This is a genomic window from Gemmatimonadaceae bacterium (assembly GCA_035606695.1).
Lineage (GTDB): Bacteria > Gemmatimonadota > Gemmatimonadetes > Gemmatimonadales > Gemmatimonadaceae > JAQBQB01.
Genome location: DATNEW010000026.1, coordinates 1 through 25,914, shown reverse-complemented (window position 1 = coordinate 25,914; position 25,914 = coordinate 1). Strand labels below are relative to the sequence as shown.

Sequence of the window (25,914 nt, the reverse complement as noted above, 5' to 3'; positions counted from 1 at the left end):
AGGAAGCGAACCGCGGCGGGTTAGTCGCGGCCGCGGTTCACCACAGACGCGGAATCAGCCGGTAGGGGACGCGCGTCGTGTACTCATGGTACCCGGGCAACTCGCGCCGGAGAAACCGCTCCTCGAGTCCGATCCTCACGATCAAGAGCGCGAGTGGAACGACCGCGAACAGCGCCGCCGCGTACGATCCCAGCCACACGCTGAGACCGACATTCACCAACGGATTGCCGGCGTACATGGGGTGGCGAATGAAGCCGTAGATGCCGCTGTCGACCACCGTGTGCTGTCGTTCATGCTGGAGACGCACGACCGTCGCCGCGAACGCGTTCGTGCGAAGCGCTATGGCAATGAGTATCCAACCGAAGGTGAACAACAGCAGGCCGATACTCGCGACCGGGACGGATGGAATCGGCAATACGTGCCAGCCAAAGACGTCGAGCGAATCGATGACGGGCACGGCGACGAACGCGGTCCCCATGAAGGCGAACAGGACCAGCTTGTCGATCCAGGGTTGATCGCGGTGGATGAGCACGGTCGCCCGTTCGGCGAGGAGGGCGGGATTGACGCGGAAGATCGCGATCGCGCTCAACGCCCTCACGACGACGAGGACGGCGAGAAGAATCCAGGCGCGCTGCCAGGCGAGCGTGCCGGCCGCGACGAACAACGTGGTCGCGATGACGAGTGCGTCGGCGATGATCCGTGCGAATACTCTAAACATGCGTGGCGATGGACACGGACCGGGTGAGTCTACGGGCCAGCTCGGGGAGGGCTACCGCTGCGACCGCAACAGCTCGACGACGAACACGTTCCCTCGCGGCGTACCGTTCTCGATCCGGATTGTTCCGCCTTGCGCCTCGACGGCGAGACGACAGAACGCCAGGCTCAGTCCCGACGCCTCATCACCCGCGGCATTCCATAGCCGGTCGCCGCGATAAGGCTCGAACACGTGAGCGCGCTGGTCCATCGGAATCGTCGGCCCTTCATCGGTGACCGAGATGAACGCGCGCTCCCGCGAACCCGAGATCACGACGCGCACCCGCCCGCCGACCCGCGTGACCTTCACGGCGTTGCTCACGAGATTCTCGACGACGCGCCGCGTGAGCTCGAAATCACAGTGAAACGTCGGATCGCCGCGCGTTTCGACGGCGATGTCACTCGATGGGTCGGCAACGCGGACGACGGAAACCACCGCGTCCGCCAGCACGGACAGGTCAGTGAGCGACCGCCGGATGGGCATGCGCCGCGCCTGGAGCCGGCTGACGTCGAGCAGGCAGTTGGTGATGCGACGCAGAGACTTCGGACTCCACCGATCGCCGCCTCGACGTCAGTCGCGTATTCACCGGTGAGACGCCGCCGCAGCACCTCGAGGCTCGAGAGCACGATCTGCATCGGCGACCGCATGTCGCCGACGACCATGTGAACGGCATCGACGTCGAGACTTCCGCGCCGTGTTCCCGCGGTCGCCGATGCCTGCAGGATGAGCGCGAGGCCGATCGCGAGCATCGCGAAGACAAATCCTCCGAGCGCTGAGCCGACGCCTGTTCCCGGCGCCGACCCGGCGAACGCCGTACCAGCGGTGAGGACAATCGCGCCGACTGCGCACACCGCGGCGGTCGCGAGTCCACCGCGACGTCCAAGCAGAACGCCCGCCATGACGATGAAGAGCACGTAGAACACGGCCACGGGCGAGTGAATCCCTCCCGTGACCCACGCGCGTTGCGTGACGATGGCGGAGAGGCCGGTCACGAGCATCCAACTCGCGACCACGGGACGACCTCCGCGACTGATCGCATGCAACACGGCCATGAGTGCACCGACCGCCCCGATGGTGGTGGCGCGCCGAGCCGCCGTGTACGGTTCGATGAGGACCGCGATGCCGAGCAGCAGCGTGATCACCGCGAAGAACCGCCACGACAGGGTCCAGAGCGTGTGCGCGCGCTGCCGGAGGTCGGGGCGCGAGAGCTCGGGCGGCGCGAACCATTCAACAATCGACTGCGAAGTGAGCACATTCTCTCCTTCTTGACCACGTCCGGCAATGATACGTCCACGATGGAGAACCCTCCAGACAGCGTACACCCGTGCCCGCGCGATCACGCCTCGGCAAGCGGCGCTGACTGGCGATCGCCCCGCGCCACCAGCACCGCGGCCGCGAGATCGCCCGTCACGTTGAGCACCGTCGCGAACGTGTCCGGCAGCGCATCCACGGCGATCAGGATGCCAATGCCTTCCGCGGGCAATCCGATCGCCAGGAACAACGGCGTGAGCATGATGAACGCGCCGCGCGGCACGCCCGGCGCCGCGAACGCCAGGAACACCGCGGCGAAGGCGACCGTCGCGAGCTCGCGCGCATGGAGCGGAATGCCGTAGAACCAACCGACGAACAGCGCGCCGATCGTCCACGACACCGGCGCGGCCAGCTTGAACGTCGACACCGCGAACGGCAATACAAATCCCGTGATGCGGCTCGGGAGTGCGAGCCCGCGCTCACCGCTCTCGATCAGTGCGGGAAGCGATGCGATCGACGAGCTCGAGCTGAACGCGATGAGTTGCGCGGGAAGCGCCGCACGAGCGAAGCGGCCGACGGACAATCCGCCGAACACCGCCACGACCGGGTAGACGAGCACTACGACCGCGATGCTCGCGAGCGAGTATGCCGCGATGTACACGCCGATCGCGCCGGCGACCGCGCCGCCGAGATGCGCGGCCAGCGGCAGCACCAGCGCGAAGACACCGATCGGCGCGACGAGCACGACCCATCGCACGACGCGTAGCATCGCGTCGCCCAGGGCGCGCGCAAAATCAACGAGGGGTGTGCGCGTGGACTCGGGGCTGCGCGCGATCGCGATGGCGAGGATCAGGGTGAATAGAATGAGCGGCACCATCGCGCCGCTTGCCGCGGCGGCGATGGGATTCGACGGAATCAACGACGTGAGCCACGCGCTGAAACTCGAGCTCTGCCCGCCCGCCGCCAGTTGAGTCGCCGCCTCGGCGGCGCCTGCCGGCAAGGCCTTCGCCCCCGCGGTCGACGGAAGCGGCAGCAGCGCGAACAACGACGGCGCGAGCGGAACGACGATCGCCGCGGTCCCGGCCAGCAGCAGCGCGAACACGATGATGGTCCGGCCGCCGATGCGGCCGATCGCGCCGATGTCGGTCGCCGACGCGATGCCGGTGATGAGGAGCGCCACCACCAGTGGAATGACCGTCATTCGAATGGCGTTCACCCAGAGCGTGCCCACCGGTGCGATCGCGTCGGCCACGCCGAGCAACGACTTGCTGCCCGACGCGGCGATGAGCGCGCCGGCGCCGACCGCGGCGCCCAACGCCACGAGCACGCGTGTACTTTCTTTCATATATTAGTATTATAGAAATGTTACATCATCAGATCGCCGCCGTTGATATCGAGCGACGTTCCGGTGATGTAGCCCGCCGCCTCGGACGCGGCGAAGCAAATGAGGTCGGCAACTTCCAGCGCGGTCCCGAGCCGCGGAACGGGATAGCTCGCGGCGAGACGCTCGAGGAGGTCCGGTGTCGCGTTCTCGTGCGTCAGCTCCGTGTCGATCATGCCCGGGCACACCGCGTTCACCGTGATGCCGAATTTGCCCAGCTCTTTCGCGGCGGCACGCGTCAACCCGAGCAGCCCGGCCTTCGATGCCGTGTAGTGCGCGCCGCCCAACGTGCTGACCATGCGGCCCGCTGACGAGGAAATGTTGATGATGCGTCCGTAACGCTGCGCCTGCATCGTTGGCAGCACGGCCTTCGTGAACAGAAATGGCGCGACGAGGTTCACCTCGAGCGCATCACGAAATTCCTGCGCCGAGAGATTTGGAAAGCGCGTCGAGCGCGCGAAGGCGGCGTTGTTGACGAGGATGTCGATACGGCCGAAGCGGTCGAGCGTGCGGCGGACGATCTCGTTGGGCACTCCGTCGGCGGCAATGTCGCCCGGCACCGCCAGTGCACGATCGCCCAGCGACGCCGCCAATGACTCGGCGCGAGTCGCGTCGCGAACGTTGACCGCCAGCGCCGCACCGCGCTCGTACAATCGCTCGGCGACGGCGCGGCCCAATCCGCGCGCGGCGCCGGTGACGATCGCGACGCGGCCGTTGAAGTCCAGCGGCACGCCGCCGGCGTTCTCGCCGTCTGTGGAGCTCGAGCTGATGGTGTGAGTCCGATTGGAGACGCGCGAATATCGCTATGGACGGGAACCTCGGCAAATGCGCGATCGACGAAGTACGGCTATGTGCCGCGTTCGAGAACCCAGATCTTCGTTTCGGGGCGGGGCGAGCCATCGGCGGCCTGACGGCCGGGCAACACGGCGTCAGCGACTAGTCCGACGCAGCGAAAGCCAAGTCGTCGCGGGACGCCTTCGCTCGCGACGTTCGCGGGATCGTGACATACCACGCAGTTCCGGCGTCGAATGCTGCGGCAGACGCGGCAAGGCGTGCGGCCAAAGTCGGCAGTGGCTCCGGCGCTGTTTGCGCCCATGCAACGGACGATTGCAGATGTGCGAGACTCGAGTCGACGGCGGCCTTGATCAGCGGCGCGTCGTCGGGATGTTGGCGCCGAAGTACGAGGCGCTCGGTTCGAATCTCCGGAGGGAGGTGCCGGATAACGCGCATTTCACGTCTCCAATCTTTCGACCAACTCCACTTCGACCACGTCGCCATCGCGGAGTCCGTAGGTCTGACGGAGATTGATGGCGGCGATGATCTCAATGACCCATGGATCCGGCCGCTCTCGGGCCGCGGTGGTGGGCGTCCAGAGCCATCCCGGCTCGCGACGGAGACCGAGCAACACACACGGAACGAGCAGAATATCGCGCTCGCCTCCGTACTCGCTGCGGTCAAACCAAACCGTTCGCGACTCGATTTCCGGCGCGAACCAATCGAAGGAGGCGGACAACGCCAGGTTCAGGGAACCAGGAAAGATGGGCATGCCGGTCTTGCCGGAATACGCGGCGTTGAAGCGACTCAGCCATCGAGATGCATCTCCCTTTCCGCGTTGAACACGGCCGGCGAGGCGAATGGCCATGCTACATCTTCGGCCACAGCCAGACGAATACCAACCCCGTCGCCACACCGTACAGAATTGCGTCGAACGCGCTCTTGAACGCGGTCGACCATTTGCGATGATACCAGATCGAGATCGGCCACGCGCCGAGTGAATAGCAGAGAAGTGTGATGATCGCGCCGTAGTGGAAGACCGCGTGCCTGCTGTTGGAACGCTCGACGATCGTACAGGTGACCCAGCCGGCGATCGCCGCCACGAGCAGCGTGAACGCAAACCATTGCCCCATGTAGCGACCCATGTTCGCGCTTGGCGGAATCACGGTCATCGTCACGCTCGGTCCTGCCGCCCACTTGTCGACGAAGTCGGGATTGCGCCGTCCGTCCGGCAGACGCGGGCTCGGCACGCAGTAGTCGCCGGGCGGAATGTTGAGCTGGCGTATCGCGTTCAGGACCGCGTCGTCATCCGGCACGTTGTCGAAGTCGTGCTTGTGCCACGGCGCCATCTGAATGAGCATCGACAGGACGAACACCACGACCGTGGCCGCGAGTATCGGCAGCGCCAACGCGATTGGAGTCATGCGGGTCTCGAGTGGGAGTTGGGCGAGAGATAAATTCTTGTCAGCAGTGCGTGTCGTGAGCCGGCGTCAACGGTCGGCATCCAATGGCTTCGTTATCTCCTTCGTCAACGTGATCTGCGGCCCGGCCGTCCCGGCGAGAATCGCTCCGGTCCGCCGATACCCACGACGCTCATAGAAACTCGCGCCTGTAATGCTCGCGTCGACGCGCAATTGTTTTATTCCAAGTTCATGCGCGTTGCGTTCCAGCTCATCGAGCAACCGCGTACCAACGCCTCGCTCCTGCCAGTCCGGATGCACAAAGAACGTCGCGAGCTCCTCGTTGTCTCGAGCAGCGGTTCCGATCACCTCGTCATGCGATACCGCAACGAGGCAGTCTCGTTCCTGCGCCAGCACGCGAAGCTTTTCAGGCGTGAAATACGCGATGAGCGCTTCCAGACGCTCGGCCGGATAGTCGGTTGCGTTCGAACGACGCATCGTGACCGCGATCAGCGTCGACACGGCGAGTGCGTCGCTTGGGGAGAACGGCCGTATGACTATGCTCAAGGGCGCGGGTACTGCACGATGATGGTGGCTCCGAAAACATGACCCAGGAAGTGGGAATCACGTGCGCCACGGTGTTCTTCCATGAGGTGGAAGACGCAGCCTCGCGCCATCGACGGAGAAGCTACCGCTATTTCGATAGAAGAGCGACCAGGGACCAATCCGTCCCTCGCGCGATGTCGTGAATCCGCCAGCCCGCGGTCGTCTTGATGAGTGTGTACCGAAGGTCGGATTCCTGGGACATCGATCCGTGGTACACCTTGGCGTCGACGATCGTTGGATCCGCGGTCGGTACGATGCGTACCACGCTGCCAGTGGCGTCCTGCGAATCCCAGATCGGCGAAAAATCGAGATTGCCGACCTCGCGAGTGCGGACGGCGCGGGCTCGGTCGGTCAACCACAGGCGCACAAGACGGTCGTCGAAATACCTGGCAAGGACGGCGCGCGGCTGGTCGACGAGCTCGTGCTGCGCGTCGCAGAACGGTTCAACGACGGCCTCGCACGCGTAGTCGGCGTACAATCGCAGAACGACGGCGACTTGCGCCGATGGCTTGGACTGCTGCGCCGACACGACCGACGCGACCGACAGTGCTAACGACAGTGCGATACACGAACGCAGGAACATTTTCACGGAACGACGGGAGGACGCGGCTCATAGCGCATCGCCACCGCTCCGGAGCGAAACTCCAGCCGACTGACGAGCTTCAAGTCGATGTACTTCGAGAGCCCCGCGAACAACGTCGGCCCATGGCCCACGAGTCTGGGCTGCACCACGAATTCATACTCGTCGATCAGTCCCAGCTCGGCCAGCGCCAACGGAAGCTTCACGCCGGAAACGAACAGTCCCTTTCCCGGCTCTCGTTTGAGCTGTTGAACGGCGTTCGCGAGATCTCCGCGCACGAGCTCCGCGTTCCAGTCGACGCGGTCGAGTGTGCTCGACACGACATACTTCTTCGCCGCATCGATCGTTCGCGCGAACGGCTCCATCCAATCAGGCCTCGTTCCTGGTGGAACCGGACCTCGCCACGCGGTCTCCATCATCTCGTAGATCACGCGGCCAAACAGGAGCGCGTCGGCCCGCTCGAGGTTCCGGGTGTGGTGACGGACCAGTTCTTCGTCGGGCGGGATGCCCTGATGATCGCAGCATCCGTCGAGCGTGACGTTGATGGAATAGCGGAGGGGTCGCATTGGGATTGGTTATTCAAGTACGCTAATGACTTTGACGTTTCATCTGCTCACGGCCGCCTCACCGCGCGGCGACGTCGCGAAGGATTCAGTAGGGGCGACGCACCGTCCTGGCGCCCTCCACGACCGCGCAAACCATTGCCTGGGCGCGGACGAAGGTGACGGCGGGAAGCCGGGCAATCGCCGGAACCACCGAATCCGGAACGGTCACCGAAATGTTTCGAGAGTTCGGAGGCCGCCGGAGTCCAGTCGCACCCATCGTGACGAGCATCGAGTCATCGGCGGCAGTGAGCTCGCGAACGTAGAAGATCTGAACGCGAACATCGTGACGCGCGGTATCAGCGACTGGATATGCGACGTCGGCGCCGCCGGTGCGATCAGCAAGCAGATGCCGAAGTGCGATGGTATCCAGCGATGCCCGGAGTACGGCCACATTGAACCGGTGAAGCACGGTGCCGCCAAGCGCCGTGACCGCCCGGGCATCATCGTCGGACGGCACGCGGTTGCCGTTGCCGGATTTGAGCCGGAGGTCGACCACGAGATGCGGGCTCGAGCCCAAGCTCCGCGTGGACCAGCACAAGATCGGGTCGGGCGCCGCCTGCCCGCGCGCACCAGCCCCGATCGCGCACAACAGCAAACTCACGAACGCAAGACGACGAGACATCGTTTGAATCGGGCGACGGTGATTCAGTTCAGCGGAATCGGGCGGAACCGGATGGCGATGCTGGTTCCGTAAGGTACGAAGCCGAGCGTCGTGCCGATCCGCATCTTCGTGGCCGCCGAGCGGCACCGCGAGCCCATGCGCGGGTCGCAGTTGTGAGATGGGACACGCGACCGCGTCGTCCGTCGAAAAATTTGGTGTCAGCACCGCAATGCCTATTTCGAGTCGCCCTCGTCGGAGTATGACGCAAGATGGGCAGCTGGATCCGTCGCGTATTTCCAGGCCTCGGATGTTCGAAGCGCCGCGCCGAAGGCACCCACTGACGGTTCGATCACCAGACCATCGTGACGGACGAGCATCGCGTCGGCCGTCCGCACAAACTGGAGCAACTTGGCGCTGAACGTGGCGTCGAGGCGACGGACGTCGACGCATGCAGTCATCCGGGCGGGCTTTCCCTTCTCCATCCACAGATCGATTCGATTGCCATCCGCCTCACCCCACGTTTGCACATTTGCGGTCGGGGAAGCTCCGGACGTAGCCAGCCCGCTCAGGTGTCGCTCATGACCGGACGGCAGCCGCTCGGCGGCCCACCAGTCGGTAGCGAGGAGCCGCGAGAGCGGTATGCGAACGGTGCTCGCGAACGCACCCCGTGGAATAATCGCGAACTCCACTTGCCAGACTGCCATGACACTCCTTGCCACGTTGCATGTTGCGGAACCATTCCCAGCGATCATCCGGCGGCGAGATCAGCTCAGCCGATTTCCGCAGTGGCCGCAGCCCACCGCCTCCCCGGCCACCGAGTACGCTCGCCGGTCGGCGCTTCGCCCATTGCCTGGAGACCGCGCTTCACCGCCGTGAAAAACTGTCCCATGTCCGCTCCGAGTTGATCTTCGCATAACGCGTCGCTGAGCCGCAAGCGGACCAAATAGAAGGGGCGGGCAAAGCCTGCGCAACACCGTCAGATCGTGGTCATGGGAGCGTTTGCCCGTACGCGCGGAGCGTCGCGATGCACCACGCATCGAGCCGCATCGCGTACGTCGCAGCGGCGCGAGGTCAGCAATCGTCATCGCCGGCGCCGTGACCGCGCGCGCTGGTCGCGGTCATGGCATTCATTAGATGGCGCGGACGAGGGGGATATGAGTGAATCCTAATGCAGCTCCGCCTCGGCCCGGTCGCGAAGCCAGCTCAAGTCCTGAACGATCAGCTCGGGATGCGCGGCGAGTGCGCGTGCCGGAAAGTCGGATGGCGCGCCTTTCACGTAACGGTCGAGGAATCCACGCACGAGGTCATTCTGAATCGCGGTGAATGTGGTGAGCGCGGCCTCCGTCCCCAGCTTGCCACGCAGCACCGGAGCGCCCGCCGGTTCGGGCAGATCGGACACGCCACTATGTCGAATGCCGGGGATCACGAAGCGGAATCCGTCGGGGCGGAGTCCGGCCCGTGCAAATCGCTCGTACGCGAGATCCGACGCCGACGGAGTTTGCGGGCCCAAGGGTTCGCGCACGCCGGGGCCCATACCGCGCGGCAGCTCCGGCATCTTTCGAAAATCTTCCCACACATCGGAGGCGAGTGTCACAAACGGCGTGCGAAGCTCCGTGTCGGCTAATTCGTACGACCACAATCCACCGTCGAGGTGGACGACGCCCCGCGATCGCGGGTCGCCCTGCGCCAACATTCCCGCGATGTACGCGCCGAACGAATTGCCCATGTATCCTCGGCGCTCGTGATCGACGATCGCTGCCACCGACGACGCGGCGGGAATCGCGTTTTCCTCGAGCCGGTCGAGCACGAAGTAAACGTCGTCTCGCCGGACCGGCGCAAGCCGCCCCGCCGATATGGTTCGCAGAATCTTGGCGTACTCGCGGAATGCATCGAGCTGCGCGGTCCGTGTCGGAGCCGCGTACGCCGCGATCGCGCCCAGCGCCTGCCCGATCTGCAACAACGCGCTGTGCTGGGCGGGGTACGACAAGTATCCGTGATTGAACACCACAACGGGAAACAGCCCGTCGGCCGGTGGCGCCCCGACGGACGCATTCGTCGGAAGGCGGGCAGCGTTACGCAATGCGTCGGGCGGTTGGCGAAGCAGCTGGAGAGACATGGCCGGGACGACGCCGGCCTCGGCCTCGGTGAAGTATGGCCGGCGAGAGTGGCCGGTGACGCTCGGCCAATCGGTCTACGGCACGACCGTTACGCCGACCGACGGGACCGGAATACCGCTTGCGCGATACCGTGGCGTGATCGCGGCGTGGCCGGGGCGCAGAGCATGGATACTGGCGATGACGGAGTCGAGTGGCGTTACCGAGACAACAGTCGAGTCGCTGACACTCCAAATGAAGTCGCGCGCTGGCCGAGGGCTGCAAGTACCGTAATCGTCGCCGGCGATGGCGAGCGTCGATGCGCCCATCTTGATCGTTGTCGTGTCGGGGATGGTCAAGCCGATAACCTCGACGCCGCCGCAGACCGTGACTGGGTCGCTGCAGCTCACGCCTGCGGCTACCGCGAGGACGACCACGATCGCCGCCGATAGAATCTTCATACACCGCATTCTTCCTGGCGAAAGCGAACGCCCCGCCCATTGATGTGAAGCCGATTGACTGAGGCGAGTGGAGCGTCTCAGCCACCGCCGTCAACGACCAAATCAAAGCTTGCTGCAGGGCGAATGTGCGTAAAGTAAAACGCCTCGGCGGCATCCCAGCGTGCGTGCCATGCCGCGAGAAACGCGGGCGCCTCGCGTTGAGCTAGCCGGCGTTCGCGACTGAGGGCTGGCACCTCGATCAGCACCGACAGATCAATAAGGTCTGCCAGTTCCGGCCGACTCGAGTATGCACCGTCGAGAATGATCAGTGGAGCGGGCTCACGCCTGACGACGGCCCCAGCCATGGGGTACGTGCCGTCCGGACGTTCTCCCGCGGCGAAATCAAATGGCCGCCACTCCGCCGCTCTTCCGTCGCGAAGCGGCTCGAGTGCGTCTTGGCGCAAGCGCCGCCAATCGATGGCGTCGCGCGCTCGAGCGGATGCATCACGGGCATCCCACTCGGCGGCCGTGATGTCGGCAGCGAAGAAATCGTCCCCTGGAACGATGACCGTGCTTATCCCCGCCGAACGGGCCGTCTCCGCGAGCGCTACAGCCACGGTCGACTTTCCGGCGCCGCTAGGGCCATCCAACGCGATGAGAACAGGGCGAGGATGTGTCTCCGATCGTCGACGAGCCGCGTTGAGAATTCTCTGAATCATGAAGCTCAGCCGTTCATCAACCGGCCGCTGCGGCGCCCGGACCTCACTCGCCCAGATCCGCGCCTTCGAGAGAATCATTTCAACGAACTCCGTCTTGGACTCGGCGTATTGCTGGATGGCATCGCCGGATCGCGCCGCCAGATGATACTTCAGAGCCTCATACTCCTGTGCGGCAGTCGGCGTTGCACGGAGATAGTCACGGAACAAGAGCATGCGCTCGATTTGATCGTGGCCATCGGGAAAGGCGTGCACCTGATGCGTGCGGCTTCCACTCGGACTGTTGCGGCGAAAATAGCGGCGGCGCGGAATGCCGAACTCGCCGAGCGCTTCATAGCCGATCGTGACGAGCCTTTCGGCGCGCTGATCCAGCGCGTCCAGGTCCGTGACGACTGCCAGAATATCGATGACCGGTTTCGCCGCAATGCCGGGAATAGCCGTGCTGCCAACATGATGCACCCGCATCATGACGTCGCCCAACTGTGAGCGGAGCTCACGCGCCGCCGTGTCGTACGTTCTCGACCACGCAACGTCATATGCGCAGAGAACGATCGGGCCGCCGGGCCGATACGGTGCGGAATCGGAAGACATCTGGAATATGATGCGGATCGTCGAACGTCGTCGCTAGCGGCGACGAGAATCGATCCCCAGGCTCGGCGTTCGGCAGCGCACACTAGTCGGTAACGCTACGATTTTCCTTTCGCCGATATCGGTCGCGTACATGTTGGCTGATGTAGCTGCTCAAGCCGCGCCCCGCAACGGCCAGCGCCTTCATTCGAGCGACGTCTGCCGCGCCGGGAATGACATGGTCGTAGACGTAGACGACGGTGTCAGTCTCGCCGAACTGCACCTTGATGAAGTCCGGGCCGTCATCGAAGAAGGCCACGCCCGAATGACCGCTGCGATTGCCATAGCGCTTCATGATTTTGGCATTGGTAGCCGCGTCGTTCGCATGAGGCCCAACATCCCCAGCGCGAAATGTGGCGGCGCGCGATCATCGTTCGCCAATCCGCATGAGATCAGGTAGTCTCTGTTCGGGAGCAGGTTGAGCCGCAACTGCCCCGCCGTCGCTGCGCCGGCATGCGCGAACAGCACGCCCAGCCATTCCTCGACGAAACCATCGTCGTCTCCATTCCGCTCGAGCAGCGCATGGGCTTGGGCCACGGTGATGCCGGGGCGAAGCAGCGCCACGTTCACTTCATGCGGGACCTTGCCCGCGTTGACGAACGTGAGCGTGTGACGTCCGGGCGTAAGCGTGCGCGGCGACTTGAAAGCATACTCAAACCCACGGACGGTGTCTGTTGCGGCGCCCAGCACCTCCGCGGTCGTGGACGGTGTAACGTGAACGACGGCGATCATCCCCATTCGCGAGTGTACCGGCGCGCCCACGCTGTCCTGGAATCGGCAGATCAGCAGATAGTTCCGACCTGTGAGGAGCTGTGTCGCCAAACCCGCCGTTGACCGATGGCCGGCCCGCGCCATGAGGATTCCGACTGGCGTCTCGATCAGCGCCTTCAAAGGCGTTTTCGTATTCAGGGCCGACATTACCGCGTTGGATGTCGTGCCATTCTTCAGCAATGCGATGTCGAGCTCGTGGATGACCTTTCCCTCGTTCGTCAACCGAAACGTCGTTTGGCCGGCGGGAAGTTCCGTCGGCGCGACAAACGCGTAGTCGTGCGCAACGATCTCGACCTCGCGAGTTGCTGCGACGCCAGGCGCATGGGCGCCGCCCCCGCCGGGAGCAAGAAGGAACGCGCCGCCGAAGGCAAAGGCCGATCTGATCGCCGTGGTCATGGACAGGCCCCCTTGACATCTTTAGCGTTCGTTAAAGAGCTGGTCGTGATCTCAAACTAGTCAGCCAGCCTCCGATCCGTCGGCCAATCCACGCGCCGACCGGGCCCCCGACTACGACTCCGGTGGTAATGACGACAACGCGGCGAACCGTGTGCGGATCGTCCGGACATGCGGGTCCGATCGTCGTGCATTTGTAAGCCGTGGCGTTGAGGACATACGCGGCCGCCGATAGCCCGCCGACGATGGCGCCGATCGCCCCGCCGGCCATCGCCGCCTGGCGATGCGTATGCGCCGCCGAATCCGCTGGTGGCGACAACACGACCAGGGCCTCCGCGAAATGGTTGTCGGCGTGAGCCCGCGGCTGTACCTGCTGAGACGCGCCGAGATTCGACGGACGCGCGAACGCGTGAGTCACCTGTGCGACTCCATTCGCCGGCGCCACGAAAACCAGGTGCGCGGTCAGCAGTCCAGTGACACGAATAAATCGGATCTTCATCGATTAGAGGGGCTGGATGCCAACGGATGGCATCGCGTGATGTGAAGGACGTCGCCGGTGGCGCGAGGATATCGTTGGCGCGCGGCAGGCGCACGAATGACCTCGATGGCCATGATTGTGGCTGGGTCAATTGACCGGAATGCCCGACCGACCTCGACGGAATCCGCTGGATCCTGAATGACCGCGACGATTCGTTCGTCGAGCACGAGAGTGTACGGCGCGCCGAACATTGAAGTCGGCGGCCGGAGTTTCAAACGGTCGGCGAGTAGAGCCGACGGAGCGGGCGCCGACGCTGGGCAGACAACCGGTGCCAGTTGCGAGGTCGCACGACTGCATCCTACTCCGCCAAGGGCGGCGACGGCGACACCGATGACTGAGCGCCTCATCTAGGCTAAACACGACCCGACGCGCAGACCGTCACCGCTGTGTTTCTGCGGAAGCGTGCATTCGGCGCGACAGCGGCGGCGGTTTGGTTCTCAGCTTCAGCGTTCGTGAGAGAGCACCGGCGTCGAACCCGGATCCCCCGGTCGCTGCGCGATGCAACGAACGATGTCACGCGCCACTGCCTCGACCGGCTGCATGGTCGTCACGACCGGCGTCGACAGTCGCTGATATACGTCGAAGCGCTCTCGAATCACGCCCTCGTCTCGCTCCGGTGACCGACGGATTGCGAGCGGCCGCGTTTGTTGGCGGCGAACGATTTCCGCCACGCAGGTCTCTCGGTCGAGCGATGGCAGAAGAAGCACGGTCGTCGAGGCTCGAGCAAGCTGCCGCTGAAGCTCGGCAATCGCCGGGTGCGCCGTCTCCGGATAGGTCATGAAGCCGGAAGAGAGCGCAAACACCGCCGTCGTTTGCGGCCGGTGCGCGTAATACGTCTCAACGTTCGTTCCTGCGTACGCAGCGTAGCCGTGCGCCTGGATGTACGCGTCGATGTTCCCATGTTCGGCGTCGAAGAGCCGGTCCAGGTCGCGCGCCGCGACGCCGAGGAGCGCGGCAACCACGGGCGCCACCGTGCTCTTGCCGGCGCCACCCGGACCGATGAGATGAATCACGCAGATGCTCGTGTGCTCTCTAACGCCGTCGCTCGGCGTCGCGATACGTGCGCTGCTTCTGCCACAAGTACCCACCGAAGACCACGAGAGAAACGAGGCCCAGTCTCAGCGGCCACGGCCCGGGCAGAAAGGGCCGGTGCAACACCGCGACGACCGCGATGCGACCGGCGATCATGATCAGAACAGCAACGCCGAACTGCAGCCAGCCAGAGACGGTGATGCCGAACCCGCGCTCGAGGAGGCGCGCCGTCAGGGGGCAGGCCGCGACGCCCGAGAACATCGCGAACCAACCATTGGTAATCGGCAGGGGACCTTCGTGCACGAGCAGCATCAGACCGCCGACACCGGCGAGCAAGGCCCACGCCCAGCCGGCCGTCCAAGCCATCGCGAGTCCAATAGTGCGCAACGTGATCGTCATGTGTGTCGCGACCGGCCGATGTGATCTCGCAGGGGGTTCAGCAAACGATTCACACAATTCAAACGATTCAACGGGAATGAGCGCTGCGTGACGATGTCAGGAACTGGTGCGGCGGCACGGGGCGAGCCGGCACGACGGACGACGCGGAGCGGACGGTCCTTCGATGAGCTCTACGCACCGATCCCGGCAGAAGTGTCAGGATGACGCCTGGCTCAATTCATCAACTTCCTTGTCAGCTTCACCGTTCGTCAGCCTGCGACGGGCTGGATGTACGCATCGGCAATCGCTACGTAGAGGCACTTGCTCATATCAAGCGCCTCGAGCGCAAGCTGAGCGTCATCCAACACGTAGGCCAAGCCGACGGCGATTTCGCCACCCCGAGACGAGATCGTCTGGCCTCGGAAGCGAGGCGCGAGAACCACCCAGCGGATCTGAGTCGCGCGCCCATTCTTCGAGAAGGTCAATGGGGAATCAAGACGGGCAAGCCAGTACTCTGCCCCGCCGGGGCCAGGCGATGCGCGCTCCAGACGCAAGGTGAACGGCACCTGCTCGCACAACTCGTCGGGGCCCTCTACACGGCGGATCTCGGCGTTCATCATAACGGGTGTCGCTGGCCACCGCTCGAGCTAGCGGCAAGGAATTCTAATAAGATCGCCGGGCAACCGCCGGCACAATCAGGAATTCGCTTGTCAGCGTCAGCGTTCGTCAGGTGGTGGTCAGTGAGATGGTCGTTCATGCACAGCTCGCGCAGGAAGACGCGAGTGGAGGCATGCGCTCAGGACCGAGCCTCCTCGAGGGCAGAACGCCGCAGAAAGCCGCCCAGTCGCCCGTCCGGTGTGCGACTTGTGGCCGCCGCCTCGATGTACGGGCGACCACCATCAGCAGGATGGAAGGCCATCGCGAGATACTCTGCCTCGTCGGGCAGCAGCTCGCGAGTGGACCCATCGTCGTTCATGAATACGAACCGAGTGTAGGCGTCGGCCGGACTCTTGGCTGCGCAGAGTTCCTTTACCATTCTGTAATCGAAGTGTGTTACCACCCAACGTCCTGGTCAAGCGGCAGGTTCGCCGATCCCACCACCCACACATCCACCGCCAGCCGCTCCCGCCGATCATTCGCCACACGCTCGACCACAACCTCCCCGCCACCCATCACCCGCCGCGCCGCCTCGGCAATCACCGGCGCGAAGCTCGCGAACCCCGCATCCGTATTCGGTGCCCGCAACCGATCGTTGCTCTCAACCCGGATTCGCGTCCGGTCGAGACGAACATCGGCGTCGACCATCGCGCGCTCGAGCTCATCGGCGACGTCGAACAACGCCTGAAGCGTGGCAACCACACCACCACTGGCATCACCGCCGTCGCCAGCATCACCAGTATCCCGAGCGAACGGCCGCCGATGCTGCGCCACGAGCCCCAACCGCCCATCCGATCGATCCATCGAAAACGTCGTCTCGTGTCCTACGAGCACGACACCCGGACCATCCGGCACATGCGTGTAATCCGCAACGTCGAGAAGCACGCCGGCGAACGCCCCGTCGCGAATCCACTGCTGGAAGATCGGAACCAACCGTTCGTCGGGAAACGCCGCATTCGGCGAGTAGATCTTCGCACATACGCGCCCGACGGGTCTTCCATGATTCACACGGCTCGCGCCGTTCGTCCCATGCACATTATTCACATCATTCACATTGTTTAGACTATTCATACAGGCACCGCCATCGCCGTCAGCCGTCCGTAACACGCATGCACAGCCTCGATGAACAGCTGCGCCTCTTCCACCCGGCGGCGCGCCTCGTCGCGATCGCGCGCCGCGCCTCGCGCGGCGTGCGCGGCCTGATAGTATTGCCACTCACTCGTTCCCACGAATCGGTCGAGGAACAGGCCGCTGTCGACGAACGCTTCCTTGAACGCTCGGAACACCACGTCCGGATCGGGCGCGATGTCCGGGTTGCGCGCCTTGATCAGCCCCTGCGCCGCCGTGACGATCGCACCGTACGCGAGGCGAGACGCGTCGAGGACTTGGGCCTCCGTCGCCTGCGCATCATCCAGCACCAACGATGCGTCGAAGACTCTACTCTCGGCGGTGGCGAGACTGAACTGCGTGAGCGACACGACCTCGCCCGCGCACTCGCCGACGCCGATGTCCCCGATCGTGTACTCCCGGTCGTCGTGCCAATCGACGTAGAACGATGGATCCTCATCATGCGAAGGAACGGTCATCAGGTCCTGCAAGCGTTCCTTGATGGCTTTCTTGCCGACGCGAAGCACCCACTCGCGGAAGGACTCGCCATTCGTTCGCTCCGCGGCGTAGAAGCCCAGCAACCGATCGACGGTTTCCGGCGCGCGCTTCGACGGCACCGCGCCGATCGCCAAGCCATAGTTCGCGGCGTTGCGTTCCAGAGATCCGCCCAGGATCACCTGGAAGTGCGGCACCTTGTAGGCGCCGACGTTGCGGCTCGAGCCGTAAAACCCGATATCGCCAATGTGGTGCAAGCCGCACGAATTGGGACAGCCGCTCACGCGCACGTGCACGTCCTTCACGACGGGATCGAACTGCAGCGCGCGTTCATCGAGGTGCCGGCGGAGCTCGGCGCCAAGGCCGCGCGAGCTCGCGATGCCCAGCTTGCACGTATCGGTCCCGGGACACGTCGTCACGTCGGCGATCGTCATTGCGCCGTTGAGCGCGAGCTTCGCGTCTTTTAGAGAATTATAAACCGCCGCCAGGTCCTCGCGATGAATCCAGCGCAGGAGGACATTCTGATCGGCGGTCGTTCGGAGGGCGTCGGCCGTGTAGGTGCGCACGATGTCGGCGAGTCGCCGCGCCTGCCGGGCCGTCAGGTCACCCAAGGGAAGATTGATCAGCGCCGCGACGAATCCTTCCTGTCGTGGGGTGTAGACGTTCGTGCGTCGCCATTCCTCGAAACCCGGCGCCGGCGCATTCAGTCCATCGGTGACGGGCGATGGAAGCGACTCCGACACCGGAGCGCCGGCCGGCGCGAGCTCGGTCCATTGCGCATCCGGCTCGAGCACCGCGCGCTCCGCTTCGACCAGACGCTTGAACTCGTCCAGCCCCAATTGAGCGACGAGAAACTTGATGCGCGCCTTGTTCCGGTTGCGCTTCTCGCCGTGTCGCGCGTAGACGCGCGCGATCGCCTGCGAGATCGGCAACATCTCCGACGCCGGCAGGAAATCGTACAGCTCCTTCGCGACGTGCGGCACGGGTCCGAGCCCGCCGCCGACGACCACGCGAAAGCCGCGCATCTCGCGTCCATCGATCGTACGCACGGCCGCGATGAAGCCGAGGTCGTGCATCATCGCCCGGCCGCAGCCGAGCGCGTCGGCGGCGCATCCGGAATACGCGATCTTGAACTTTCGCCCGAAGTCCTGCACGTCGCGATGCCCGAGCAGGAACCGCATCTCGGCGTTCGCGTACGGCGAGATGTCGAACGCTTCGTGATGGCAGATGCCGGCATATGGACATCCGGTGACGTTGCGCACGGAGTTGCCGCACGCCTCGCGCGTCGTGATCCCGACGCTCGCCAGCCGCCGGTGCATGTCCGGCGTGTCCTCGATGTCGACGAAATGCAGCTGAACGTCTTGCCGCGTCGTGATGTGCAGAATGCCGTTCGAGTATTCTTCGGCGCAGTCGGCGAGGACCTCGAGCTGTTCCGCCGTGAGCTTGCCGAACGGAAACTTGATGCGCTGCATCCCCGGCGCGTCGAACTCGGTGTCCGGCCCCTTCGTGAGACCGCGGCGCGGAAACGGAATCTCCTGCGTGCGCACGCCGTCGTATCGCTTGCCGTTGTCGTAGCGCTGGCCATAGGCGCCGCGACGAAGCCGAAGCTCCGCGAAGACCTTTTCTTCGAGCTTGCCGGCCTTGCGAAGCTCCATCTGATTCTCGAACAGATCGATCTCGTCCGCCACGGCGGACGGAATCTTGTCGGCGAGTACGTCACGCCACGATGCGCGCTCGTTGCTCATGGCTGGGTCTCCGCGAACAATGCCGTCGTGAGATACCGCGCGCCCGAATCGGGAGCGATCGCGGCCACGCGATGCCCGCGCCCAAGCTCGCGCGCAATCTCGAGCGCCGCCCAGACGATCGCGCCGCTCGACATGCCGACGAATAATCCTTCATCGCGTGCCAGTCGACGCGCGAGCGGAAAGGCATCTTCCTCCCACGCCTGCACGACGCGGTCGATCACGGTGCGATCGAGATTCGCCGGAATGAACCCGGGACCCATGCCCTGGAACTGGTGTTGTCCGCGCTCGCCACCGGAGAGAACGGGCGATCGCGCCGGCTCGACCGCGACAACGAGCGTGTCGGCGAATTGCTCCTTGAGAAAGCGGCCGACGCCGCTGATCGTGCCGCCGGTGCCGGATCCGTACACGAAGGCGTCGATTCGCCCGTTCATCTGGGCCCACAGCTCGGGACCCGTCGTCTCGTAGTGCACGCGCGGGTTCGCCGGATTCGAGAACTGATTCGGCATCCATGCGCCAGTCTCCGCCGCAATCCGCTCGGCCTCTTCGATGGCCGCGAGCATTCGACGCTCGGGATCCGTGAGCACGAGCTTCGCTCCGAAGGCGAGAAGCGTTCGCTTGCGTTCATCGCTCATCTGTGCCGGCAAGCAGAGCGTGAGCTGATACCCACGCGCCGCGGCGACCTGGGCAAGTCCAATTCCGGTATTGCCGGACGTGGGCTCGACGATCGAGTGGCCAGGACGCAGGATGCCGCGCTGCTCGGCATCGACGATCATGCCCAGCGCCGTACGATCCTTGATCGAGCCGGCGGGCTGCATCCCCTCGAGCTTCACCCAAACCTCGGCCATGTCGGGCTCGACGACGCGATCGAGCTTCACGACCGGCGTTCGTCCGATGGTTGCGTCGATGCCGTAGCCGGCGCCGAGCTGCCGCGCGAGCGCGACTTTAGAGATCCCTAATGTCGCCGGCATCAGAAGCCTCCTCGTCCGCTCAACACGGCCTGGACGTAATCGACAATCGGCTCCGCTTTGCGGGCTTCGCGCGGCGCACGCGTGGTAACGTGATCGGCGAGCGCGACGACGAGCTGACCCATTTTCGGATGGTCCGGCACGACGTCGGCATCGAGCCCGAGTTGCGCGAGTGCGTGCGCGACGGTCGGACCGACCGCGCCGATGAGCACATGCTCGCGCAGCGCGGACAGAAGTGCCTCGCGCATGCCGCGCCGCGCCGCGACCTCGAAGACGTGGCGGACCTGGACCTGCGTCGTGAACAGCACCGCGTCGATTCTGGCCGCGACGATCTCACGGATCAATTCATCGATTCGGCCCGCATCCGTCGGCAACAGCGTCCACGCGTAGAGCTGTAGCTCGACGACGTCCGCGCCACGAACGCGGAGCGAACCCGACGGCTCTTCGAGCGGCTCGCCGGCGTTGACGACGAGAACACGCCGGCCCGCGACGGGAATCGTCTCGAGCGTGGCGAGGAGCTCGCTCGACGTGTGCGGCGCCGGCGCGACATGCGTGGCCCTGAGTTGGTGCTCGCGGAGCACCGGCACCGGCTTTGGTCCGCGCGCGACGACGGTCACGCGACGCAGCGCCGACATCACGGCGCCGAGGCGCCATGCGCGCGCCGCCTCCTCGAAGAGTCGCCTCGTTCCGCCGCCGGTCAGCAGGACGACGACGTCGAAGGCGCCTGACGCCAGCCCGTCGAACACCGCGAGCTCTTTTTCTCCCGCGGCGATCGGAGTCTCCGAGAGCGCCGGCGCCGCACGCGGTACTCCGCCGTGGCGCGCGATCAAACCGTTCAGCTCTGCCTCGTGTCGCGCCTCGAAGTGGGCAACCGTGATTCCGTGCAGCGATCGTGACATGTGGGCCTCGCGAGGATGTCGTTGAAGAGCGACCAGAAACACAACGGCCGCTCGTGGGAGCGGCCGAGAGTGTGCTCTTCTTGCGATGCGAGCCTACGCTAGGGCGTATGGCTGCTCGTCGGCCGCGTGGCGGATACGGAACAGAGGACCGCGCAACAACAACAACACGCGGCGCTCTGCGCGGCACGACAACACACCGTCCCGCCGTGGAGGCGGGTCGCGGTCAGGGAAGACCGAGCGTCTGAGTCAGTGCGGTGTGTGATCACGAGATATGGAGAGTTGATCAAACCATAGCGCGCCGGACAGCGATGTGCAACGGTTCATTTCGCGTCAACGGAGGCCAGGGCGACGCGGCCACCGTCTCGTGCGTCCCATTCCATCCTCAAAAAGCGACCGCGTAGTCATCGTAGCAGGCGGTCTCGGCCTCATCGAACCTGATGCCGTGCGTCTTCATGTTGGCGCGCGCCTTCGTCGGTTCTCGCTCGAGATGCAGATCGGCCACGCCTCAATGCATCTACGACGTAGGTACATGTGCGCGAGAGAGAGCCGCATCACTCGGGCCGATGAGTGAATCACGGAGTGATCCGTGGGCTCTCTGACGCCCGAGCTATGTTGCACAGACGTCTAATGAGAACAGCGCGCGTGGCCCGGCGCATTCCGCGCCGCGTGCTTCCGGCTTCGTCTTTGCCATTTTCGCCGCGCGAGCTTGCCAAGAGCTGCTCGTACCCGGAGAAGCGAGGCGCACCGTCGAGTACAGCCGCGGGATTCGCCGTGATCAAGGTGCTCCTCGGAGCAGCACTGCCCGCAGGAACCATCGTCTATGCGGCGACGGTGCTCGTCGGTTATCCGGCTGTGCCATCGTCGATGACCATGCTCTCAGAGTTGCGTCCGAGGTTCACGCTGCGCCACTTTGCGATTCGATCGCATCGCTCATCTCAGGGATGATCATGCCCGTCAAGGCCGTCTCTGCGTGGACACGACACTTACGGCGATCGTTGTATTAGAGTTTTATTAGAGCAGTATTGATCTTCGGCCGGCGGTGCCGTGCGGCACGCCGTCTGGTGCGCGACAAGATGCCAAGGCCGAGCGGCCGCCCCACTCGCGAACATTAAAGCAACTTTAATATGTAAGCGATGCTGAGTACTGCTCGATCCTTCGATCATTCCTGTCATGCACGGCCGCAAACGTGCAACGTCGTGGGCACCACCGGTCCGGTACCGCAGCATGACGGCGGCAGCCAGACTGAAGAAGGACGCAGATTCGAACCGAGTCGCTTCTTCGCGTCGAGCTGCATGCTCTCGCCCGGAAGCGCGCGCTGGTGCTTTCGATCCACGGCGATTTCACGCCCGCGGCTGGTGCAAAACGCGATCTTCGGAACCGACGGACGCGTGAAGACGGCGATGGGAACAGGCACGACGCACACTCGCGCAGCGAATACCGGTCACTCTGACGTCCCGCTTGCCCGCGAATTCGCGGGACTGTCCATCGGCTCGATCATGACACTTGTATCGTACGTTACAGAATTACAGTTGTTTAAATTACCAAGCGATTATTTAAGCATACTCACACCGTTTGGACAATTAATTGCAAAGCCGTAGTCGCGTAGAGCCTCAAGGAGGATCCATGAAAGCCACGCCGGTGAAATCGGTCGTTTCGGGCGTTGTGCCCGATGCCGATGTGACGAGTCGGTTCCTGGTGAGTATTCACGGCGCGCATTGCATCGTCGCCAGCACGGTGCTGGAGCGGGTCGGCGGCGCCGTGCAGGCGCGATCGCACTGCGGAACGGCGGACGCGAGCCGGATCGTCATCGGCGACGTCAGGAATGACAGCGACACGGTGTTGATCGCGTGGGCGAGCGCGAGCGACATGGGCGGCAGTCCGCTGTTGTTTCGGGTCGTGCGCAATGGTCTCGTCCTCACCGAAGTATCTTCGACGCTGTACGTCGCGGCAGATGTCCCCTCAGAACTCGGCAACGTATCCAGCGCGTATGTCCTCTGCCTCTGCGTTCGCGCCGGTGAGCTTCAGACCAAAGTTCCCCCTGTCGGTGCGATTGTGTCGATTGCCAGCATCGCCCGGTGGGTCCTGTCTGGCGGTGCGTGACGGTCGTACGGAACGTGCCTGTGACTCTACAGCGCCGAAGAGTACTGATCTTCGGCGCTGTCGCATTGTGGGACGCCAGCCGCGATGAAGCACGGCCTCCCCGTTGCCGCTGCAATCGATGTCACGGAATTCGAGCGGCGGACTTTTGGGCCGAACCACGTTGCAGTGTCATTCGGAAGAGCGACGTCGTCGCGGGCCGAGCAGGTACCGCGAGTGACGGGCTAACGCCGCTGCATTGTTGAGGTCGCTCGAACCACGAGAGAACCGCGCTGAGTCGCCAGGTGGCGGCCAAATCATCCTGGGCGCTATTATCCCGACGCACTAGGCTTGCCAGTTCCACGCGCCGTTTCCTGCCAACGGAGGCACTCTGCGACTCGCGGAATTCATCAAAGCGAACACCGAACCAATTCTCGCCGAGTGGGTCACGTTCGCAAGCCACACCGGGCTGGCGGGGAAGTCGATGGATTTGACCGCGCTTCGCGATCACGCCTCGGAAATGCTGCAAACGATTGTCCGAGATTTGGAGACCAGTCAAACCGACGACGAACAAGCCGAAAAGGCGAAAGGCAACGCACCCGTTTCGTCTGGCTCGCCGACTCCCGCGGAAACCCACGGAGCAGTGCGTGCCGCCTCCGGGTTTACTCTCAGTGAGATGGTATCGGAGTACCGAGCCCTGAGGGCCAGCATCATCCGCCTGTGGACGGACGCGAGCGGCGTGCTCAGCGGCGAAGACCTGGAGGACCTCACCCGGTTCAACGAAGCGATCGATCAGGCTACCGCCGAGTCGATTACCCGATTCATGATCGACCTCGACCGATCCAAGGAGATCTTCATCGCGATTCTTGGGCACGACCTACGATCGCCGTTGAACGCGGTCATCATGTCGTCGCAATTCATGCTCGAGCGTCGGGAACTCAAGGAGCAGGACGTTGCACTGGCGACTGGATCGCTTCGAAGCGCTCGGCGAATGAATCGATTGGTCGGTGACTTGCTGGATTTCACTCAGAGCCGGCTTGGTCCAGGAGTTCCCATTGTCCGAACGGAGATGGACATGGGGGAGGTCGCGCGCCACGCCGTCGAGGAAGCGGCCGCTGCCAACCCGGAGAGCATTGTGCACCTCACGACCGCCGGCACGCTGCGCGGCAATTGGGATGCGGCCCGCATCAGCCAAGTGCTGGCGAATCTCGTTACCAACGCCATCCAGCACGGCTCTCCTGGCACGCCCGTGCGGGTGAACGTGGAAGGCGGCGAAAGCGAAGTGAGAATGATCGTGCACAACTTTGGCCGCGTCGTTCCCGCGGCAGAGATTCCGCGTCTCTTCGATCCCGTCAAGCGGCTCAAGCCAGACGGCCAGCCCGTTTCAGCGGATGGGCATTTGGGTCTCGGGCTGTACATCGCCGAGCGCATCGTCGCGGCTCACGGCGGTAGGATCGACGTGCGGTCGCAAGGAAACGAAGGCACGACGTTCACGGTGTCGTTGCCGCGTCACGTCGGAGGCGACTGATCAACCCCGGCTGCGGACTTCGCTAAGGAAAGTCTGATTTAATAGCGTTTTCTCTTGCGTGTCGAGGGCCGTGTTGCGGTATTGGCGCAGCGAAGCCCTCACTCGTTTTGCGGAGCGTGTGTCATGGGAGAGCAGCGGACGTTCGCCGGTGAAGCCTGGGCGCGAAAGAAAAAAGTCACCCGCCGCGAGCAGGTTCTCGCCGAGATGAATGCAGTGATTCCGTGGGCGACGCTGACCGCGCTGATCGCCCCACACTATCCGACCGGCGGCAAGCGCGGGCGCCCGCCGATGCCCCTCGAGCGGATGCTCCGGATCTATTTCCTGCAGCAGTGGTTCAATCTCTCCGATCCCGCGGCGGAAGACGCGCTCTACGACAGTGAGACGATGCGACGCTTCGTCGGCGTCGACCTGGGCGAGGACGCGTTTGCCGACGAGACGACCATTCTCCACTTCCGACATCTGCTCGAGCGCCACCAGTTGACCGAGGCGATCTTCGCCGCGGTGCACGACCTGCTCGGGACCCGCGGTATCGTGCTTAAAGCGGGCACGATTGTCGACGCAACGATGATCCACGCGCCGAGCTCGACGAAGAATGCGACGAAGACGCGCGATCCCGAGATGAAGCAGGCGCAGAAGGGAAAGACGTGGTATTTCGGGATGAAGGTCCACGTGGGAACCGATCGTCAGGGGCTGGTGCACGCACTGCACGTAACCGACGCGGCGCAGATGGATGTCTCGCAGCTCCCGCATCTGTTGCACGGCGAAGAACGCGCGCTCTACGGCGACCGGGCGTACTGGAGTGAGCGCGATCGGCAGCTGTGCGAAGCCGCCGGTATTCGCTATCGCGTGAATCGGCGCGGCACGCCGCATCATCCGATTCCGGAGCGCTGGCGTCAGATCAACCGGGCGCGGTCGCGGGTGCGCGCTCGTGGCGAGCACGCGTTCCACGTGGCGAAGACGCTTTGGGGCTTCATGAAGGTGCGCTACCGAGGCCTGGCCAAGAACACCGTGCGTGCGTTCGCCGCGTTTGCGCTCGCCAATCTGTACCTGATGCGATACCGGCTGGGCGCGCGGGCGGCGACGTGTCTCTCGTAGCGTCGCGCACGGGCGCTCCGGCGGGCGCAACCGCCGCTCGCTCCACACGGCGGCGGCACGACGCCTGTCCACTGCCTCATCTCGCCGCGACCGCGACTCCGCTGTTCAAAAACACTCTTAGTTCAGACCTTCCCTAGCTAGGTCTTTGACCGGCTAGAGAGTTTCGTTTGATAACCAAACTTGCGGCGGGCGTCTTTGCGTGTGAAGCGCCATTGGATTTTGGTCCGGGCCTCATGCGCTCGCGTCGTCCATGCGTTGGTCTCGGCTTGGTCTCGGCGCGGAGTTGGTGCAACGTGTCGAGCCGACGGCGACCGAGGCAACCACGACTGAGCAGACTCAATTCGAGTTCGGCTTGGTTCAGCCAGCTGCCGTGTTTCGGAGTGAAATGCACGTGGAGTCGGCTCCAA

Annotated in this window: 30 protein-coding genes; 4 read left to right on the top strand and 26 right to left on the bottom strand. The window is 64.2% G+C overall.

Annotated features, from left to right (window positions below; all coding sequences use genetic code 11):
• Positions 1–37: 37 nt before the first annotated feature.
• The 25 genes from VN706_11135 to VN706_11015 all read right to left on the bottom strand — a co-directional run bounded on the left by VN706_11135 (position 38) and on the right by VN706_11015 (position 20,808).
• Entirely contained in the window at positions 38–718 is a 681-nt protein-coding gene (locus VN706_11135; protein ID HXT16175.1) for an isoprenylcysteine carboxylmethyltransferase family protein, read from the bottom strand.
• Positions 719–769: 51 nt separating this feature from the next.
• Positions 770–1,075: an ATP-binding protein gene (locus VN706_11130; protein ID HXT16174.1), complete on the bottom strand. Its 306-nt coding sequence runs from the start codon at positions 1,073–1,075 to the stop codon at positions 770–772.
• Positions 1,072–2,007 (bottom strand): hypothetical protein, encoded by a 936-nt coding sequence (locus VN706_11125; GenBank protein ID HXT16173.1) that lies wholly within the window; start codon positions 2,005–2,007, stop codon positions 1,072–1,074. Before VN706_11125 ends, VN706_11130 begins: the two co-directional genes overlap by 4 nt.
• An 83-nt stretch (positions 2,008–2,090) precedes the next feature.
• A complete protein-coding gene (locus tag VN706_11120) occupies positions 2,091–3,350 on the bottom strand; it encodes a cation:dicarboxylase symporter family transporter (protein HXT16172.1) in 1,260 nt (419 codons plus the stop codon).
• Positions 3,351–3,370: 20 nt separating this feature from the next.
• Positions 3,371–4,117, bottom strand: coding sequence for an SDR family NAD(P)-dependent oxidoreductase (locus VN706_11115; GenBank protein ID HXT16171.1), 747 nt, complete (start codon positions 4,115–4,117; stop codon positions 3,371–3,373).
• Positions 4,118–4,617: 500 nt separating this feature from the next.
• Positions 4,618–5,028 (bottom strand): DUF120 domain-containing protein, encoded by a 411-nt coding sequence (locus VN706_11110; protein ID HXT16170.1) that lies wholly within the window; start codon positions 5,026–5,028, stop codon positions 4,618–4,620.
• Between the two features lies 1 nt (position 5,029).
• Positions 5,030–5,584 carry a hypothetical protein gene (locus VN706_11105; GenBank protein HXT16169.1) on the bottom strand — a complete coding sequence of 185 codons (555 nt, stop codon included), beginning with the start codon at positions 5,582–5,584 and terminating at the stop codon, positions 5,030–5,032.
• A 66-nt stretch (positions 5,585–5,650) separates the two neighbouring features.
• Positions 5,651–6,127 carry a GNAT family N-acetyltransferase gene (locus VN706_11100; GenBank protein ID HXT16168.1) on the bottom strand — a complete coding sequence of 159 codons (477 nt, stop codon included), beginning with the start codon at positions 6,125–6,127 and terminating at the stop codon, positions 5,651–5,653.
• A 127-nt stretch (positions 6,128–6,254) separates the two neighbouring features.
• Positions 6,255–6,749 (bottom strand): hypothetical protein, encoded by a 495-nt coding sequence (locus tag VN706_11095; protein ID HXT16167.1) that lies wholly within the window; start codon positions 6,747–6,749, stop codon positions 6,255–6,257.
• A gap of 2 nt (positions 6,750–6,751) precedes the next feature.
• Entirely contained in the window at positions 6,752–7,312 is a 561-nt protein-coding gene (locus tag VN706_11090; protein HXT16166.1) for a dihydrofolate reductase family protein, read from the bottom strand.
• 85 nt (positions 7,313–7,397) lie between these two features.
• The gene (locus VN706_11085; GenBank protein ID HXT16165.1) at positions 7,398–7,973 is read right to left on the bottom strand and encodes a hypothetical protein; all 576 of its coding nucleotides are present in this window, start codon (positions 7,971–7,973) and stop codon (positions 7,398–7,400) included.
• Positions 7,974–8,185: 212 nt separating this feature from the next.
• Complete coding sequence (locus VN706_11080; protein ID HXT16164.1) at positions 8,186–8,656, bottom strand: hypothetical protein; 471 nt, start codon at positions 8,654–8,656, stop codon at positions 8,186–8,188.
• A gap of 461 nt (positions 8,657–9,117) precedes the next feature.
• The gene (locus VN706_11075) at positions 9,118–10,068 is read right to left on the bottom strand and encodes a hypothetical protein (protein ID HXT16163.1); all 951 of its coding nucleotides are present in this window, start codon (positions 10,066–10,068) and stop codon (positions 9,118–9,120) included.
• Between the two features lie 75 nt (positions 10,069–10,143).
• A complete protein-coding gene (locus tag VN706_11070) occupies positions 10,144–10,506 on the bottom strand; it encodes a hypothetical protein (GenBank protein ID HXT16162.1) in 363 nt (120 codons plus the stop codon).
• A 77-nt stretch (positions 10,507–10,583) separates the two neighbouring features.
• Complete coding sequence (locus VN706_11065) at positions 10,584–11,792, bottom strand: GrpB family protein (GenBank protein HXT16161.1); 1,209 nt, start codon at positions 11,790–11,792, stop codon at positions 10,584–10,586.
• An 82-nt stretch (positions 11,793–11,874) separates the two neighbouring features.
• Positions 11,875–12,123 carry a hypothetical protein gene (locus VN706_11060; GenBank protein ID HXT16160.1) on the bottom strand — a complete coding sequence of 83 codons (249 nt, stop codon included), beginning with the start codon at positions 12,121–12,123 and terminating at the stop codon, positions 11,875–11,877.
• Entirely contained in the window at positions 12,120–12,779 is a 660-nt protein-coding gene (locus VN706_11055; protein HXT16159.1) for a hypothetical protein, read from the bottom strand. Before VN706_11055 ends, VN706_11060 begins: the two co-directional genes overlap by 4 nt.
• Before the next feature lie 247 nt (positions 12,780–13,026).
• Positions 13,027–13,491, bottom strand: coding sequence for a hypothetical protein (locus tag VN706_11050; GenBank protein ID HXT16158.1), 465 nt, complete (start codon positions 13,489–13,491; stop codon positions 13,027–13,029).
• 482 nt (positions 13,492–13,973) lie between these two features.
• The gene (locus VN706_11045) at positions 13,974–14,543 is read right to left on the bottom strand and encodes a shikimate kinase (GenBank protein HXT16157.1); all 570 of its coding nucleotides are present in this window, start codon (positions 14,541–14,543) and stop codon (positions 13,974–13,976) included.
• A gap of 19 nt (positions 14,544–14,562) precedes the next feature.
• Positions 14,563–14,928, bottom strand: a complete 366-nt coding sequence (locus tag VN706_11040; GenBank protein ID HXT16156.1) for a hypothetical protein — start codon at positions 14,926–14,928, stop codon at positions 14,563–14,565.
• A gap of 281 nt (positions 14,929–15,209) precedes the next feature.
• Positions 15,210–15,560: a hypothetical protein gene (locus tag VN706_11035; protein HXT16155.1), complete on the bottom strand. Its 351-nt coding sequence runs from the start codon at positions 15,558–15,560 to the stop codon at positions 15,210–15,212.
• Between the two features lie 433 nt (positions 15,561–15,993).
• On the bottom strand, positions 15,994–16,668 hold the full coding sequence (locus VN706_11030; GenBank protein ID HXT16154.1) for a hypothetical protein: 675 nt from the start codon (positions 16,666–16,668) through the stop codon (positions 15,994–15,996).
• Complete coding sequence (locus VN706_11025) at positions 16,665–18,944, bottom strand: nitrite/sulfite reductase (GenBank protein HXT16153.1); 2,280 nt, start codon at positions 18,942–18,944, stop codon at positions 16,665–16,667. The genes VN706_11030 and VN706_11025 overlap by 4 nt, the downstream gene beginning before the upstream one ends.
• The gene (cysK, locus tag VN706_11020) at positions 18,941–19,912 is read right to left on the bottom strand and encodes a cysteine synthase A (GenBank protein HXT16152.1); all 972 of its coding nucleotides are present in this window, start codon (positions 19,910–19,912) and stop codon (positions 18,941–18,943) included. The genes VN706_11025 and cysK overlap by 4 nt, the downstream gene beginning before the upstream one ends.
• Positions 19,912–20,808, bottom strand: coding sequence for a uroporphyrinogen-III synthase (locus tag VN706_11015; protein HXT16151.1), 897 nt, complete (start codon positions 20,806–20,808; stop codon positions 19,912–19,914). The genes cysK and VN706_11015 overlap by 1 nt, the downstream gene beginning before the upstream one ends.
• Positions 20,809–21,579: 771 nt before the next feature.
• On the opposite strand from VN706_11015, the gene VN706_11010 reads away from it, so the two are divergent.
• Positions 21,580–21,753 (top strand): hypothetical protein, encoded by a 174-nt coding sequence (locus VN706_11010; GenBank protein ID HXT16150.1) that lies wholly within the window; start codon positions 21,580–21,582, stop codon positions 21,751–21,753.
• Positions 21,754–21,976: 223 nt separating this feature from the next.
• On the opposite strand, the gene VN706_11005 is transcribed toward VN706_11010, so the two are convergent.
• Positions 21,977–22,222: a hypothetical protein gene (locus VN706_11005; GenBank protein HXT16149.1), complete on the bottom strand. Its 246-nt coding sequence runs from the start codon at positions 22,220–22,222 to the stop codon at positions 21,977–21,979.
• A gap of 209 nt (positions 22,223–22,431) precedes the next feature.
• Here VN706_11005 and VN706_11000 point away from each other — a divergent pair, with 209 nt between their 5' ends.
• The 3 genes from VN706_11000 to VN706_10990 all read left to right on the top strand — a co-directional run bounded on the left by VN706_11000 (position 22,432) and on the right by VN706_10990 (position 25,507).
• Positions 22,432–22,908 (top strand): hypothetical protein, encoded by a 477-nt coding sequence (locus VN706_11000; GenBank protein ID HXT16148.1) that lies wholly within the window; start codon positions 22,432–22,434, stop codon positions 22,906–22,908.
• A 367-nt stretch (positions 22,909–23,275) separates the two neighbouring features.
• Positions 23,276–24,412, top strand: coding sequence for a sensor histidine kinase (locus VN706_10995; GenBank protein HXT16147.1), 1,137 nt, complete (start codon positions 23,276–23,278; stop codon positions 24,410–24,412).
• 123 nt (positions 24,413–24,535) lie between these two features.
• A complete protein-coding gene (locus tag VN706_10990) occupies positions 24,536–25,507 on the top strand; it encodes an IS5 family transposase (protein HXT16146.1) in 972 nt (323 codons plus the stop codon).
• Positions 25,508–25,914: the final 407 nt, after the last annotated feature.